This window comes from Tardiphaga sp. 42S5 (genome assembly GCF_034044155.1).
In the GTDB taxonomy this organism is placed as follows: domain Bacteria; phylum Pseudomonadota; class Alphaproteobacteria; order Rhizobiales; family Xanthobacteraceae; genus Tardiphaga; species Tardiphaga robiniae.
In genome coordinates, this window is sequence record NZ_CP139027.1 from 3,327,236 (window position 1) to 3,340,958 (window position 13,723).

General features: G+C 62.9%; 15 protein-coding genes. 4 read left to right on the forward strand and 11 right to left on the reverse strand.

From position 1 onward, the window contains the following. Positions 1-30: 30 nt before the first annotated feature. From folK to SFY93_RS15280, 5 genes are all read right to left on the reverse strand, one after another. Positions 31-522, reverse strand: coding sequence for a 2-amino-4-hydroxy-6-hydroxymethyldihydropteridine diphosphokinase (gene folK, locus SFY93_RS15260; protein WP_320443708.1), 492 nt, complete (start codon positions 520-522; stop codon positions 31-33). Between the two features lie 3 nt (positions 523-525). Continuing rightward, the gene (folB, locus tag SFY93_RS15265; RefSeq protein ID WP_089266999.1) at positions 526-891 is read right to left on the reverse strand and encodes a dihydroneopterin aldolase; all 366 of its coding nucleotides are present in this window, start codon (positions 889-891) and stop codon (positions 526-528) included. Then, positions 888-1,733 (reverse strand): dihydropteroate synthase, encoded by an 846-nt coding sequence (gene folP / locus SFY93_RS15270; RefSeq protein ID WP_320443709.1) that lies wholly within the window; start codon positions 1,731-1,733, stop codon positions 888-890. The genes folB and folP overlap by 4 nt, the downstream gene beginning before the upstream one ends. A gap of 137 nt (positions 1,734-1,870) precedes the next feature. Continuing rightward, on the reverse strand, positions 1,871-2,278 hold the full coding sequence (locus SFY93_RS15275) for a DUF4332 domain-containing protein (RefSeq protein ID WP_089267001.1): 408 nt from the start codon (positions 2,276-2,278) through the stop codon (positions 1,871-1,873). Positions 2,279-2,352: 74 nt separating this feature from the next. Further along, complete coding sequence (locus SFY93_RS15280; RefSeq protein WP_068734292.1) at positions 2,353-2,718, reverse strand: hypothetical protein; 366 nt, start codon at positions 2,716-2,718, stop codon at positions 2,353-2,355. Positions 2,719-3,086: 368 nt separating this feature from the next. Between SFY93_RS15280 and SFY93_RS15285 the strand changes: the two genes are divergently transcribed. The 4 genes from SFY93_RS15285 to SFY93_RS15300 all read left to right on the forward strand — a co-directional run bounded on the left by SFY93_RS15285 (position 3,087) and on the right by SFY93_RS15300 (position 7,992). Continuing rightward, a complete protein-coding gene (locus SFY93_RS15285) occupies positions 3,087-4,712 on the forward strand; it encodes a helicase HerA-like domain-containing protein (protein ID WP_089267002.1) in 1,626 nt (541 codons plus the stop codon). A gap of 137 nt (positions 4,713-4,849) precedes the next feature. Then, the gene (locus tag SFY93_RS15290) at positions 4,850-6,142 is read left to right on the forward strand and encodes a glycosyltransferase family 87 protein (protein WP_320447775.1); all 1,293 of its coding nucleotides are present in this window, start codon (positions 4,850-4,852) and stop codon (positions 6,140-6,142) included. Between the two features lie 12 nt (positions 6,143-6,154). Beyond that, complete coding sequence (locus SFY93_RS15295) at positions 6,155-7,558, forward strand: M20/M25/M40 family metallo-hydrolase (RefSeq protein WP_320443710.1); 1,404 nt, start codon at positions 6,155-6,157, stop codon at positions 7,556-7,558. 218 nt (positions 7,559-7,776) lie between these two features. After that, positions 7,777-7,992: a hypothetical protein gene (locus SFY93_RS15300; protein WP_068734286.1), complete on the forward strand. Its 216-nt coding sequence runs from the start codon at positions 7,777-7,779 to the stop codon at positions 7,990-7,992. A gap of 243 nt (positions 7,993-8,235) precedes the next feature. Here the strand turns inward: SFY93_RS15300 and SFY93_RS15305 are convergent, their stop codons facing one another. From SFY93_RS15305 to SFY93_RS15330, 6 genes are all read right to left on the reverse strand, one after another. Beyond that, complete coding sequence (locus SFY93_RS15305; RefSeq protein ID WP_320443711.1) at positions 8,236-9,015, reverse strand: class II aldolase/adducin family protein; 780 nt, start codon at positions 9,013-9,015, stop codon at positions 8,236-8,238. Between the two features lie 223 nt (positions 9,016-9,238). After that, entirely contained in the window at positions 9,239-10,021 is a 783-nt protein-coding gene (locus SFY93_RS15310; RefSeq protein ID WP_320443712.1) for an anti-sigma factor family protein, read from the reverse strand. Next, the gene (locus tag SFY93_RS15315; protein ID WP_320443713.1) at positions 10,018-10,539 is read right to left on the reverse strand and encodes a sigma-70 family RNA polymerase sigma factor; all 522 of its coding nucleotides are present in this window, start codon (positions 10,537-10,539) and stop codon (positions 10,018-10,020) included. The genes SFY93_RS15310 and SFY93_RS15315 overlap by 4 nt, the downstream gene beginning before the upstream one ends. A 70-nt stretch (positions 10,540-10,609) precedes the next feature. Beyond that, on the reverse strand, positions 10,610-12,067 hold the full coding sequence (locus tag SFY93_RS15320) for a YncE family protein (RefSeq protein ID WP_320443714.1): 1,458 nt from the start codon (positions 12,065-12,067) through the stop codon (positions 10,610-10,612). 9 nt (positions 12,068-12,076) lie between these two features. Beyond that, positions 12,077-12,553 (reverse strand): DUF305 domain-containing protein, encoded by a 477-nt coding sequence (locus SFY93_RS15325; RefSeq protein ID WP_414716923.1) that lies wholly within the window; start codon positions 12,551-12,553, stop codon positions 12,077-12,079. A gap of 161 nt (positions 12,554-12,714) precedes the next feature. Next, on the reverse strand, positions 12,715-13,719 hold the full coding sequence (locus tag SFY93_RS15330; protein WP_320447777.1) for a GlxA family transcriptional regulator: 1,005 nt from the start codon (positions 13,717-13,719) through the stop codon (positions 12,715-12,717). Between the last annotated feature and the right edge of the window lie 4 nt (positions 13,720-13,723).

The following is a 13,723-nucleotide window of genomic DNA, read 5'->3' on the forward strand; positions in this document are numbered from 1 at the left end:
GAGGCAAGTTACAAGGTTAGAGGCCGGCGCTCAATCCAGATCCGGCAGCCGCTCGATGCCGTCGGTTGAGAGCGCCTTCAGATGCTCGGCAACGGTCTTGCCTGATATCATCCGATCCGGGGCGATCTCGGCTAGCGGCACCAGGACGAAGGCGCGTTCCGTGGCGCGGGGATGTGGCAGGTGCAGTTCCGGCTTGGCGATGACGACGTCGTCATAGGCGATCATGTCGAGATCGAGCGGCCGCGGACCCCAGTGGCCCTCGGCAACGCGGTTGCGGCCGAACTTGTGTTCGATCCTGTGCAGCGTGAACAACAGCGCGTGCGGATCGAGTTCGGTCTCGATCTCGATTGCCGCATTGACGAAGTGGTCCTGCGGCACATCGCCCACTGGCGGCGTGCTGTAGTCTGCCGAGCGTTCGATCAACGCGGCCTGCGTCATGCCGCAGATATTGCCGATCGCCTTGCGGAACGTCGTGCGGACATCGCCGACATTGCCGCCGAGCGCGATGAGGACGCTGGCCATCGGTTACGCCCGCGATCTGCGCAGCACCACGCCGACATCGTCGAAGATCGCGGCGATCGGCGCGTGCGGCTTGTGCACGGTGACCTTGACCGAGCTGATGCGCGGAAAATCCGCGAGCACCGCATCGGCCACCGCACCGGCGGCGCGTTCCAGCAGCTTGTAATTGGTGTCTTTGAAAGCAGCGATCGCGGTGGCGACGACATTGGCATAGGACACGGTATCGGCAAGGCGGTCGGTGCGCGAGGCAAGGTCGATATCGGCATCGAGTTCGAGATCGATGACGAAGCGCTGCCCGACGACGCCTTCGTAATCGAGCACGCCGTGATGGGCATGCACGGATACGCCCTTGATGAAGATCATGTCGGTCATCTTAGTTCCTCGATGGCTGCGGTGACGCGCAGGGCCTGAACGGTTTCCGCGACGTCATGGGCGCGGACGATTTTGGCGCCGTGCCGCACCGCGAGCAGATGCGCGGCGAGCGATCCGCCAATGCGCTGCTGTGGCTCCGACGGTACGACGGTCGATATGAATTTCTTGCGCGAGGCGGCGATCAGCACCGGCAGGCCGAAGCTGGTCAGCGCGTCGAACCGCGCCAGCGCAATCATGCTCTGCTGAGGTGTCTTGCCGAAGCCGATGCCGGGGTCGAGTACGATGTGGCCCGCAGGGATGCCGGCCCGGGCGGCGATCTCCAGCGAGCGCGCGAAGAAGCTTTTCATGTCGGCGACGATATCGATGCTGCCATCGACGGTGTCACGGTTATGCATGACGACGACAGGCGCGCTGTGCTCGGCGATGACGCGTGCCATGTCGGGATCGCGCTGCAGGCCCCAGATGTCATTGGCGATGGCGACGCCGGCGGCGAGCGCTTTCGCGACGACGGACGCCTTCATGCTGTCGATCGATACCGGCGTACCCAGTGCGACCACATCGGCCAGCATCGGCACGAGCCGCGCCCATTCTTCATCGGCAGTGACCGGACGGGACCCATAGGGCCGCGTGGACTCGGCGCCGATATCGATGATCTCGGCGCCCTCGGCGATCATCCGCCGCGCCTGCGCCAGTGCGCGCTCGGGGGCATCGAACTGGCCGCCATCGGAGAAGGAATCCGGGGTGACATTCAGGATGCCCATCACGGCAGGCACCGGCGATGCCAGCAGCGCGGCCAGCACCGGGTGGACCGTCGGAGCAGACGTGGTCGGACGCGCGATCATGAGGTCGCTTTGCGCGGTCGGGGGGAGGGAGTCAAGATGGGGGGCGGTCGCCGCGATGGCGCTTTCTTATCCCTCCCCCACGGCGCGTGGGCTACGCCACGCTTGGGGGAGGGAGAAGAGGCGCCCGCGCTACGCGCTCAATACGAAATCTTCAGCGGCAGCTGGCGCGCCTTTTCGATCAGGTCGCCGACGGATTTCTCCGAGGGCATCACCCGGACCAGCTTGCGCTTGTCATTGGCCTCGCGCATCGCCTGAGCCAGGCGGGACGGGTTGCGGTGGGTCAATTCGCGTACCGTGTTGACGCCGGAGGCGCGGAGCAGTTCAGCCTTGGCCTTGCCCATGCCGGGGATGCGCAGGTAGTCGGCGAGGTTCGCCCATTCGAGCAGTTGCTGTTCGCTGAACCCGGTCTTGGCAGCGAGTTCCTTGCGGCACTTCGCGGAGTGAGCGGCGTCCAGCAGCCCTTCCATGGTGCGGATGCCTGCCTTTTTCAGTTTGGTTGCGGCGAAGGCCGTCAAACCGTCAATCTTGGAGATGGGATATGTCATGGTACTCAGACGTATGAAGATCGGACGTATGAAGATGCTGGACGCTTACGCGCGGCTGCTGACGTAACAGACGGTCAGGAGAACTGGCTCAGGCCAGGTGTGCCGGCAACGATCTCGTCCATGGCATCCGCGCCGATCTTCTCGCGGCCGAACTTGAACAGTTCGCGCGCGACGCTCTGGATCTCGCCCATGCCGAGGCCGAGACCCATCAGCTTGCTGCCCAGGGCCATGATGCCGCCGCCCATCAGGCTGCTCAATCCACCACCGCCCTCTGACGATGCGATGGCTGCATCCGCACCCGGAATTTTTTCGATGAGCGCATTGACCGGCGCGGCCGGTGCTTCCTTGCGCAGGAACCCCAAGATAATGCCGACAGCCTTTTCAGCCACAGCTTCGTCGATGCCGACCTTTGCGGTCAGCGCTTTGATCAATTCGTCCATGATGCCCCGCCTCACATCGGTTGAGTGCCGATGCCCTTATGTTGAAAAGTGATCTTGAGCCGCTGTGATTCGAATTACAAGCGCGCCAACTCGCCCGACGTGCGATTCAGTGTGATCGCGTATCGAGTGTTGCACCAATGCAAGAGCAAACGTGAAATTTTGGTCAATTGTTCGCAGATGCGACAGCGCCGTACTTTGGAAAGAGCAAAAAGATACGGCTTGTGTTTCGTCCGTGGGAACGACGGACGGGTTTCAGGTGTGGCGGGAACGCTTTGCGTTTCAATCGCTCGCCAAGATGCGGTAAGATCATGGTGAGCCGCAAATTTTTTTGAAATCTTTTTCTTGATGCGCGCGACAGAGGCGATCCGATGGCGACCACCGAACTGAAGTCAGGCGATACCGACGGCAAGATCTTCATCGGCAAGGGCGACCAACCGGCATGGCTGACGCTGGCCCTCGGCAATCGCCACGGTCTCGTCACGGGCGCGACGGGAACGGGTAAAACCGTATCGCTGCAGGTGATGGCGGAGGGCTTTGCACGTGCCGGTGTGCCGGTCTTCGCTGCGGACATCAAGGGCGACCTCTCAGGGATAGCCGAAGTCGGCGAGGGCAAGGACTTCATTTTGCAGCGCGCCAAGGAGATGGCGCTGACGTTCCAGCCCGATCAGTTCTCGACCGTGTTCTGGGACGTGTTCGGCGAGCAGGGCCATCCGGTGCGCGCGACCATTTCGGAGATGGGGCCACTATTGCTGGCGCGGCTGCTCGATCTCAACGATGTGCAGGAAGGCGTGCTCAACGTCGCCTTTCGCGTCGCCGACGAGAACGGCCTGACGCTGCTCGACATGAAGGATCTGCGCGCGTTGCTCGACGCCATCGTGCCGATGACTGCCAAGAAGGACGAGGTCGATCCACTCGCCGATGTCCGCAAATCGGCCTTGAGCTTCGGAAACGTCACCAAGGCGACAATCGGCACCATCCAGCGCCAATTGCTCGTGCTGGAGAACCAGGGCGCCGATAAATTCTTCGGCGAGCCGGCGCTGGAGCTGAAAGATTTTCTGAAAACCGACCGCGACGGCCGCGGCATGGTCAATATCCTCGTCGCCGACAAGCTGATGTCGAGCCCGCGGCTCTACGCAACCTTCCTGCTGTGGCTGCTCTCGGAACTGTTTGAGGAATTGCCCGAAGTCGGCGACCTGCCGAAGCCCAAACTGGTGTTCTTCTTCGACGAAGCGCATCTCTTGTTCAACGATGCGCCGAAGGCGCTGCTCGACAAGATCGAACAGGTGGTGCGCCTGATCCGCTCCAAGGGCGTCGGCGTCTATTTCGTCACTCAGAACCCGATCGATGTGCCCGATCGCGTACTCGCCCAGCTCGGCAACCGCGTTCAGCACGCCTTGCGCGCCTTCACGCCGCGGGACCAGAAGGCGGTGCAGGCGGCAGCACAGACCTTCCGTGCCAATCCGAAACTCGACACGGCCACGGTCATCACCGAACTCGGCAAGGGCGAGGCACTGGTCTCGTTCCTGGAAGGCAACGGCACGCCTGCGATGGTTGAACGCATCATGGTGCGTCCGCCGACCGCACGGATCGGGCCGATCACGCCTGAGGAGCGCAAGGCGATCCTCGCGGCGAGCCCGGTGAAGGGCAAATACGATACGGCAATCGATTCCGAATCCGCTTACGAGACGTTGCAGAAGCGCATCGCCGGCACGGCGGCGACGCCCGCCGAGGCTGGCGACGCGGCGGGCGGTGGCGGCGGTGGTGGATTTTTGGGCCAGCTCGGTGCGATCGTCGGCACCATCTTCGGCACCAATACCGGCCGCAACAGGCTCTCCACCGGCCAGGTGATTGCGCGCAGCGTCACCCGCAGCGTGACCAACAAGGTGGTCGGCGGCATCGTCGCCAATATCGGCAAGCAGGTGGGCGGCTCGCTGGGCAGTTCGATCGGCCGCGAGATCGTACGCGGGACGCTGGGCGGGATTTTGAAGCGGTAAGTGCCATTCACCACGTCGGTATACGCCGGCCTGCGCCTTTGCAGGTCCGGCGCCATCTGCTACCCACCGCGGTCTGAACGCGCTGCCTTGGCGCGTCTTTGAAGCGGGACTGCGAAGTGACGAAAAGTGACGGCGAAATGCCGGTTTTGCGGTGGCCGTCCTTGCGGCAGCCGCTCGACGTGCTGTTCCTGATCACCTGCGTCCTGCTGACGGCGGATGTGCTCGTTCCGGAAATCTTCGGCAACGGCAAGACCAAGGACTACGCGCTGTGGTTCTGGGCTGGGCGGCAGGTGCTGTATGGTGCGCCGCTCTATGAGGCGAAGACCAATGGGGCGCTGGACTTCATCTATCCACCGCTGTCCGCGGTCTTGCTGGCGCTCCCGAGCTGGTTCGGCAAGGTCCCGCTTTATCTCTTGCTCTCGATCCTGAATTCGGCGGCCTGGGCGATCACCAGCCAGCTGTCCAATGCCATGACCGGCTCGAAGAAAATTCCGGCGGCGTGGCTTGCGGCGCTGCCGGGCTTTGCGACCATCACCTTCGTGTTCGACATGTACGATCTCGGCCAGCCCAATCTCGTGCTGCTGGCGATGATGCTGCTCGGCTTCTGGTGGATGCAGAAGGATCGGCCGTGGCTCGGCGGCAGCATGTTCGCGCTGGCAACCGCTATCAAGGTGTTTCCGGTGGCGGTGCTACCCTATCTGATCTGGCGGCGGCACTGGGCGGCCTCGGCCAGCATGATCATCTGCACGCTGCTGTTGCTCTATGTCGTGCCGGCGCCGTTTCGCGGCTTCGAACGCAATGCGGCCGAGGTGAAGACCTGGTACACCGAAATGGTTGGCTCCAGCTCCGAGAAAGGCTTCGGCCAGCGCGACGAACAGAACTGGTCCTGGGTCAATCAGTCGATCATCGCGATGACGCATCGTCTGGTGCGGCCGATCGATTATTTCCAGGATGATCGCAAGCGTGGATCGGCCACGATGAACGTGATCGATGTCAGCTACAAAACCGCGAACCTGATCGTGCTCGCGGTGTCAGGTCTGATCGGCCTCGGCTTCATCTGGTCGCTTTTGCCGCGATCGAAACTCACGCCGCGCTCACGTGCCGAAGAACTCGGCATCCTGTTCTGCCTGATGACGGTGGCATCGCCGCTGGCGCGGCAATATTACTTCATGTGGCTGTTCCTGCCGCTCACGGTGCTGATGCATCGCGCCGCCGATGATCCCAGGCCGAATGTACGGACCGGGACATGGTGGCTGCTTGGCATCATTGGCGTGCTGATGGCGCTGTCGATCCCGGTATTCCCGGCGATGCTGCAGGCCTGGGGCAATAATCTGCTGGCAACGGCCATCCTCGCAGGCGGATTGATCTGGCATATGCACCACCCGCCGGTGCTGCTAGATTCCACCGAAGTTCCGGACCATCACGCTTAAGGAAATTCGCTCATGTCCAATACGCAGCTTGCATCCGTTCTCGATCGCGTCGATGCCGATTTCGACAAGGCTCTGGAGCGGTTGTTCGCGCTGTTGCGGATCCAGTCGATTTCCGCCGATCCGGCTTACGCCGAGGACTGCAAGGCGGCGGCAAAGCATCTGGCCGGTGAGATCGAGAGCCTGGGCTTCAACGCCGAGGTACGGCCGACGGCGGGCCATCCCGCCATCGTCGCCACCGCCAAGGGCAACACCGGCAAGCGGCCGCATGTTCTGTTCTATGGTCATTACGACGTTCAGCCGGTCGATCCGCTGAACCTGTGGCATCGTCCGCCGTTTGAACCGGTCGTCACCAAACATGCCGATGGCCGCGACATCATCGTTGCGCGCGGTGCGCAGGACGACAAGGGCCAGCTTTCGACCTTCGTGGAAGCCTGCCGGGCCTGGGTGAATGTCACAGGCTCGCTGCCGATCGATCTCACCATCTGCATCGAAGGCGAGGAGGAGGTCGGCTCGAAGAATTTCGTGCCGTTCCTCGAAGCCAACAAGAAGGATCTCGCCGCCGATTTCGCGGTGGTGTGCGACACCGGCATGTGGGACCCGAGCACCCCGGCGATCACCACGTCGCTGCGCGGGCTCGTCTATGAAGAGGTGAAGATCACTGCGGCCAACCGCGATCTGCATTCCGGCATCTATGGCGGCGGCGCGCGCAATCCGATCCGCGTGCTGACCAATATTCTCGGCAAGCTGCATGACGACAATGGCCGCATCACCATTCCCGGCTTCTATGATGGTGTGAAGGATCTGCCGGCCGATATTCTGGCGCAGTGGAAAGGCCTTGGTCTTACCGCGGAAACGTTCCTGAAACCAATCGGCCTGTCGATCCCCGCAGGCGAAAAAGGCCGAGAACTGATCGAACAGATCACGTCCCGCCCCACGTGTGACATCAACGGCATTGTGGGCGGTTATACGGGGGAGGGCTCCAAGACCGTAATCGCCTCTCATGCGTCGGCCAAAGTTTCGTTCCGTATCGTCGAAGGCCAGGACCCCGGCAAGATCCGCGATGCGTTTCGCGCGTTCGTCACGTCGCAACTGCCGGGCGATTGCACCGCGGAGTTTCTTGATCACTCTAACGCGCCGGCGATTGCGCTCGACTGGAACATGAAGCCGCTGGCGGCTGCCCGCGATGCGCTGACCGACGAATGGGGCAAGCAGGCGCTACTGATCGGTTCCGGCGCGTCGATCCCGATCGTCGCCGATTTCAAGCGCACGCTCGGTCTGGACTCGCTGCTGATCGGCTTCGGCCTTGACGACGACAATATCCATTCGCCGAACGAGAAGTATGACCTGAAGAGCTTCCACAAGGGCATCAGGTCGTGGGCGCGGATCATTGCGGCGCTGGCGGATGTGAAGAAGTAAGCTGCGCGTTCGTCATTCCGGGGCGCCCGCTCTTGCGGGTGAACCCGGAATCCCGATGTAGCCTGGCACTGTCGGAGATTCCGATGTCGAGATTCCGGGTTCGCGATCGCCAAGTGGCGCTCGCGCCCCGGAATGATGAGTGTGCGGTGGCGCTTTGATGCACATCAAATGCAGCGTCACGGTTTCTTGGTTCAACAATAACAAAGGGAGAGAACGCCGTGTCTGCATCCGAAATCGCCAATACTCATTTCTCTGCCGCGATGGCGGCAGCGCAGGCCGCCGGGGTCGATCAGGATAGCGTCTGCCGCTCCCTGGTGAATCTCGTGGTCTCGAAATATCTCGAAACCAGGAGCGCGACTGACGTGCAGTCGGAGCTGCATTTCGTTGCCGATAATTGCGATCCCGACACGGACTTTGCGTTTATGCGGCCGTGATCCCAGGCTCGTCATTCCGGGGCAGAACCGACGCCGCAGGCGACGGGGCTGAACCCGGAATCCCGATGTGGCCTAGCTCTCTATCGGAGACTCTCATGCCGAGATTCCGGGTTCGCGTGCGGCTGCCGCCGCACACGTCCCGGAATGACGAGTGTGGCTGACGCGTAAAAAAACGCCGTCCGGAATTGGACGGCGTTTTGAATCACTGTGTAGAGGTATGTAACCTCTCTATAGCACCAAATCTCAGGTCTTGTAAGACGGATCGCGGCGGTCGAGCTTGCGCAGCATCGGCGGCCAGACCAGCTTGGTCGAGCGCAATTCGGCCTTGTCGGGGTTGCCCACCAGCGCGGCGTTCTTGTCGATCACGATCTGGTCGACCGGATAGGCGGTCGGGCCGAGCATCCGGGTGCGGACCTGCATGGTGCAGGCGCGTTCCAGATAATACATGCGCTCGAATGCCGAGGCGACTGAGCGGCCGACGGTCAGCGTGCCGTGATTGCGCAGCAGCATGGCGTTCTTGGTGCCAAGATCCTTCTGCAGGCGCGGGCGCTCGTCGTGATCGAGTGCGACGCCTTCATAGTCGTGATAGGCGAGTTCCGGAATCACGAGCTGAGCAGTCTGGTTCAGGGGCTGCAGGCCCTCCATGCAGGAGGCCACTGCGGTGCCGTCCGGCGTGTGCAGATGCATCACGCAGCCGGCGTCCTCGCGCACTTCGTGGATTGCCGAATGGATGGTGAAGCCGGCCGGGTTGATGCTGTATTCGCTTTCGGAGAGCTGGTTGCCGTCGAGATCGACCTTGACCAGCGACGATGCCGTGATCTCTTCGAAGATCAGGCCATAGGGATTGATCAGGAAGTGATGGTCGGGGCCGGGCACGCGGGCGGAGATGTGGGTGTCGATGAGATCGTCCCAGCCGTAGAGCGCAACGAGGCGATAGGCAGCGGCGAGATTGACGCGCTGGCCCCATTCGCCCTCGCTCATATGCGATGGCACTTCCTTGAGGCGGGCTTCGGCTGGTGACATGTTGAGTGCTCCCGGATTGACTGGCAGTGTTTTGGCGTTTGGCTGATGCCAGCCTAATCCCGCCCTGTTGCGGCAGCAAGCCAGACGGTTTGCGCGGCAGACATGCTTTCCGCGTGCCGCAAAGAGCACGCAAAGGCCCGAACGCGACACTCGCGAACTGAAACGCGCGTGATCATGCTGCAACGTCGCCGCAATCGAGCCATTTATTCTTTGCGGTGACGGTTCAGATGTTCCGCGACAATTGTCGGCGCACGTCGTTGGCGATGGGGTGCAGCGCGTCAAGTGCGGCCGGGCCGACGAGGCTGTAGCCGAGCCCATTGTCGGCCCAGGCGAAGCCATTGATCGAGCCGCTGCCATGCGGCGTCATGGGTGCATTGTGATCGGCGCCCCGCATCACCCGCGTCAACATCACCAGACGCGTTCCGCGATCGTCATCATACATGAACAGGGCGGCCGGTCCGTGCGCCGTGCTGACGATGCGTCCGCCCATGAAGCGATAGCCGGAGGCGGCGAGGTCCGGCACCGCGACCGGACGACCAAGGCGTTGCGCGGTCCAGGCAACCAGTTCGGCGCGATCCGTTGCGCGCAGCTCGACCGGGCGCAGTTTGTCAGGTGCATAAACGGCGTAATTGTCCGCAGCCTCCTGCGCGACGGCGGCGATGCCTTCCTGCGGCGCAAGGATGGGGCCGCGCAGCGTCCAGCCACCGGCAATACCGAGCGCCAGCAGCACGACGGCCGCAGCAGCGAAGGCCCAGCGCGAGTTGGGGCGCGGCCGGCTTCGTTGTGCGATCATGCGCGCGAGATCGAGATCGGGCGGTAATGGTTCTTCGGCAATCGGCGCCAATGCCGCGCGCAACATGCTGCGTTGGCCGGCATAGCCGGCGATGCGCTGGGCCGCATCGGGATGCGTGTCGAGATAGGCTTGCACCTCCGCAATGCGATCAGGCGCCAGCACGCCATCGACGAAACCATGCAGGTCTTCTTCGGTGATGGGACGGGCGCTCATTTCACTCTCCGCAACTGCGCAACGGGCTGCGCTCCCCGGTGGCCGTCCCTCTCTTTCAATAGCCGCTCACGGGCGCGCGACAGCCGCGACATCACGGTGCCGATGGGCACGCCGAGCACGCCGGCCGTCTCCGCGTAGCTCAGCCCCTCGACGGTGGCGAGCAGTAGCGCCGACCTCTGATCTTCGGGCAAGCGCGCCACCGCCTCCAGCAATTCACGATAGCGTAAGCCGTCCTCCTGCGATGGCGCGCGGGCGAACGTCTCCTCCTGTGCGTCGTCGATGGCGATATGGCGCGGCCGGCTGGCACTGCTGCGCAGCCGCGTCATCGCGAGGTTATGCAGGATCGTGAAGATCCAGGCGCGCGGATTGTCATCCCGGCGCTGGCTCCAGTTGCTGACGGCGCGTTCGAGGCAATCCTGTACGAGATCGTCGGCGCCGGCGCGATCGCGCAGCAGCGTGCGCGCATAGCGCCGCAATGCGGGGATCAATGGTTCGATCTGGCGCAGCATGTCGTTCATGGTCGCTACCTTGCGATGTGCTCCGTGTCAGCGATGCCGCCTCGGGGAGGCGACATCGCATGTGAACCGATCAGTGCGCCTGAAGCTGGACGACACCGCCCGGCTGCGCCGGCGTGCCCTCCGCAATGACCAGATAGCGGCGTTGGGCCTTGCTGTCGCCGAGGACAAGCTGCCGGATCGGTCCGGCGGCATTAACGATGGCCGAACCTGCCGGATTGGTCATGAAGGCCGAGAGCGGCTGGATCGGGCCGCGACCATCGGCATGTTCGGCCAGCCCCAGCACATAAGGCTTCTTCGGCTGCAGGCCCGTGGCTGCGGCCTGGAACACCTGGATCAGCCCCTGATCGAACAGCGACACGCTGGTCGGCGCGCTGTCACCGGCCTTCGCGCCTTTCGGAGCGAGAGTGAGATGCGCGGTCTGTCCGGCGACGCCGAGCGGCTGCAGCTTCTCGGTGCCGGCCACGCCTTCAGGGACAGCATTGGGCACATAGTTGATCGCCTGCGGCGCCTGGCCGATCGGCACATTGGCAATGACCTTGTTGGTCATCGTATCGATCGTCGCCAGCGCATCGGCGTTTTCAAGGCCGACATAGATCCGGCTGCCGTCGCCCGAAGGCCAGACGCCGTGGGGCAGATTGCCGACCGGGACAGTGGCGACCTGTTCGAAATTGTCGGTGCGGAACACCTTGACCTCGTTGAGACCGCCAATCGAGACATAGGCGAAAGTGCCTTTGGCGTTGTGCGCAAAGTTGACGTGATTGGTGATCGGCCCGGTATCGATGGTCTTGATCAGATCGAATGGCGGCTGTGCATTGAACACTTGCGTCTTGCCGGTGTCCTTCAGCGTGAACCAGACCTGCTTGCCGTCCGGTGTTGCCGCGATGTTCGGGCAGAACGGGCTTTCCTGCTTCACGCGCGCGACGATGGCGCGATCGGCGACCGTGATGACGTCGACCTCCGGATTGAAGGACGAACAGACATAGCCGTATTTGCCGTCGGGCGAGAAGATCTGCATGCCCGGGCCGTTCGGCGTCTTGATGCGGGTCTTCTCTTGATAGGTCTTGGCATCGATCACCGACACGTAGTCCTCGCCGCGCACGGTGACCCAGATCTCGTTGCCATCAGGCGTATAGAATGCCTCATGCGGCGAGCGGCCGACGTAAATTGTGTGCTTCACGGCATTGGTCGCAGTGTCGATAAAGGTGACGGAGTTCGATCCGATCGAGACCACGGCGATGGTCTTGTGGTCGGGCGCATAGCCCATGCCGTGGACCAAGACCTGACCCTTGTAGAGCGGGCTGAAATTGCCGGGCTGGGGATCGCCGAGACGGATCACGCCGAGCAGTTTGTTATCGGCGGGATCGGTGACCGATACCGTGTTGGAGAATTGCTCGGCCGCATAGATGCGGTCGCGGTGGCTGACCGGAATATCGGCATCAGAGGCCGCGCCCGGCGCCTGGCCTGCAATAGCCGAGGAAGCGAGCATGGTGGTGGCGAGCAGGGTCGCGAAAACAAAATGACGTTGCATGGTGAAGTCCTACTTCTTCATGGATGACATCGCGTCATGCGACATCGCGGAGTGATTGTGGGTGGGGGCTTTCGCCGTGGTCGCGGACGGCGTCGGCGATGACACCTGCGTTGGTGCCGGTGCCGAAGGCGGCAGCGGTTGGCCGAGCGCCATCCGCATGGCGATGATCTCCTGCTGCTGCTCGACAATGATCTCCTGCGCGATGCGGCGAAGTTGTTCGTTCTTGCCGTAGCGCAGCTGGGCGAGCGCCATATCGATGGCGCCTTGGTGATGCGGAATCATCATCGCGGCGAAGTCGACATCCACATCGCCGGTCGGCTTGACGTTCATGTCTGCCATCATCTTGTCCATGGCAGCATTGTTTTCGGCCAGGAACGCGGATTCGTCCGGAGGCGCGGCGGACTGCGCATGCAGCCCAAATGCGCTGCCGAGACAGGCAATGGATATCAGGAGGGCGGATAGTCGTAATTTATGGAACTGTGGCAAGCGACGATCCCTTTCTGCTGCATGCTGCGAATGAGGCATTCGCTGTGAATGATGCATTCGGGGAAATAGACGCAGTCGTGTCTTGTATATTCCGTCGCCGGCGTATTCTTTCGGGGGCGTCACGCAACCGTGATCGCAGAGGAATATGCAATCGATTGCCGTCAGGAACTGAAACGTGCGCGATAATCCTGTGGCGTAGCAGAAAGCAGTCGGAGGAAGCTGCGCCGCATGGTTTCTTCGGAACCGAAGCCGCAGCGTTGCGAAATGCGTTTCACCGGCAGTTTGGTTTCCGAGAGCAGCCGCCGCGCGGCTTCGACGCGCAACTGCTCGACGACGCGGGCGGGCGTGATGCCGGTGGCGTCCGCATAGTGCCGGCTGAAGCTGCGTTCGCTCATGCCGGCCTGTTCGGCCAGCATGGGCAGCGAGATCTCGTCGGCGAGATGCTTGCCGATCCAGTCATGCAGCGCGCCGAACTTGTCGTCCGCGGTCTGCAGCGACAATGCCGCGCTGAATTGTGACTGGCCGCCGGGGCGCTTGAGAAACACCACGAGGTGACGCGCCACCATGAGCGCGACGCTGCGTCCGAGGTCTTCCTCCACCAATGCCAGTGCGAGATCGATTCCTGCGGTTACGCCGGCTGACGTCCAGAACGCGCCGTCGCGCACGAAGATCGGATCGGCCTCGACATGCACGTCAGGAAAGCGCTGCGCGAGTTCGGCGCACCAGGACCAATGGGTGGCGGCGCGGCGGCCGTCCAGTAGGCCGGTCGAGGCGAGCAGGAAGGCGCCGGTGCAGACCGAGGCGGTGCGCCGCGCCTTGGCCGCGCGCTTGCGCACCCAGGCGACCATAGCGGGATCAGACGCTGCGGCGTGGACGCCGGGACCGCCGGCGATCAGCAGCGTGTCGATCGGCTCGGCGTGGCGCGGCAGATCGCTTGCCGCCAGTCCGAGGCCGGCAGAGGCGGTGACGCTATGGCCGCCGCGCGCGATCACGCGCAGCACATAGGGCGCGGGCTTGCCCTGGCGCTGCATGATCTCGTTGACCGAGGCGAACACCTGCAGCGGGCCGGACACGTCGAGCAATTGCACCATCGGGAACGCCAGGACGTCGATGGCGCGCGGGATCGTCGAGCCGATGTTTGGCGGAGAACGAGGGGTCTTTGGCATTTCC

What these genes read in the sequence shown, in the direction of transcription:
- folB (WP_089266999.1), bottom strand. Translation starts at nt 891, where the DNA reads ATGACCGACATGATCTTCATCAAGGGCGTATCCGTGCATGCCCATCAC.
- SFY93_RS15295 (WP_320443710.1), top strand. Translation starts at nt 6,155, where the DNA reads ATGTCCAATACGCAGCTTGCATCCGTTCTCGATCGCGTCGATGCCGAT.
- SFY93_RS15330 (WP_320447777.1), bottom strand. Translation starts at nt 13,719, where the DNA reads ATGCCAAAGACCCCTCGTTCTCCGCCAAACATCGGCTCGACGATCCCG.
- SFY93_RS15275 (WP_089267001.1), bottom strand. Translation starts at nt 2,278, where the DNA reads ATGACATATCCCATCTCCAAGATTGACGGTTTGACGGCCTTCGCCGCA.
- SFY93_RS15320 (WP_320443714.1), bottom strand. Translation starts at nt 12,067, where the DNA reads ATGCAACGTCATTTTGTTTTCGCGACCCTGCTCGCCACCACCATGCTC.
- folK (WP_320443708.1), bottom strand. Translation starts at nt 522, where the DNA reads ATGGCCAGCGTCCTCATCGCGCTCGGCGGCAATGTCGGCGATGTCCGC.
- folP (WP_320443709.1), bottom strand. Translation starts at nt 1,733, where the DNA reads ATGATCGCGCGTCCGACCACGTCTGCTCCGACGGTCCACCCGGTGCTG.
- SFY93_RS15305 (WP_320443711.1), bottom strand. Translation starts at nt 9,015, where the DNA reads ATGTCACCAGCCGAAGCCCGCCTCAAGGAAGTGCCATCGCATATGAGC.
- SFY93_RS15290 (WP_320447775.1), top strand. Translation starts at nt 4,850, where the DNA reads ATGCCGGTTTTGCGGTGGCCGTCCTTGCGGCAGCCGCTCGACGTGCTG.
- SFY93_RS15280 (WP_068734292.1), bottom strand. Translation starts at nt 2,718, where the DNA reads ATGGACGAATTGATCAAAGCGCTGACCGCAAAGGTCGGCATCGACGAA.
- SFY93_RS15285 (WP_089267002.1), top strand. Translation starts at nt 3,087, where the DNA reads ATGGCGACCACCGAACTGAAGTCAGGCGATACCGACGGCAAGATCTTC.
- SFY93_RS15315 (WP_320443713.1), bottom strand. Translation starts at nt 10,539, where the DNA reads ATGAACGACATGCTGCGCCAGATCGAACCATTGATCCCCGCATTGCGG.
- SFY93_RS15310 (WP_320443712.1), bottom strand. Translation starts at nt 10,021, where the DNA reads ATGAGCGCCCGTCCCATCACCGAAGAAGACCTGCATGGTTTCGTCGAT.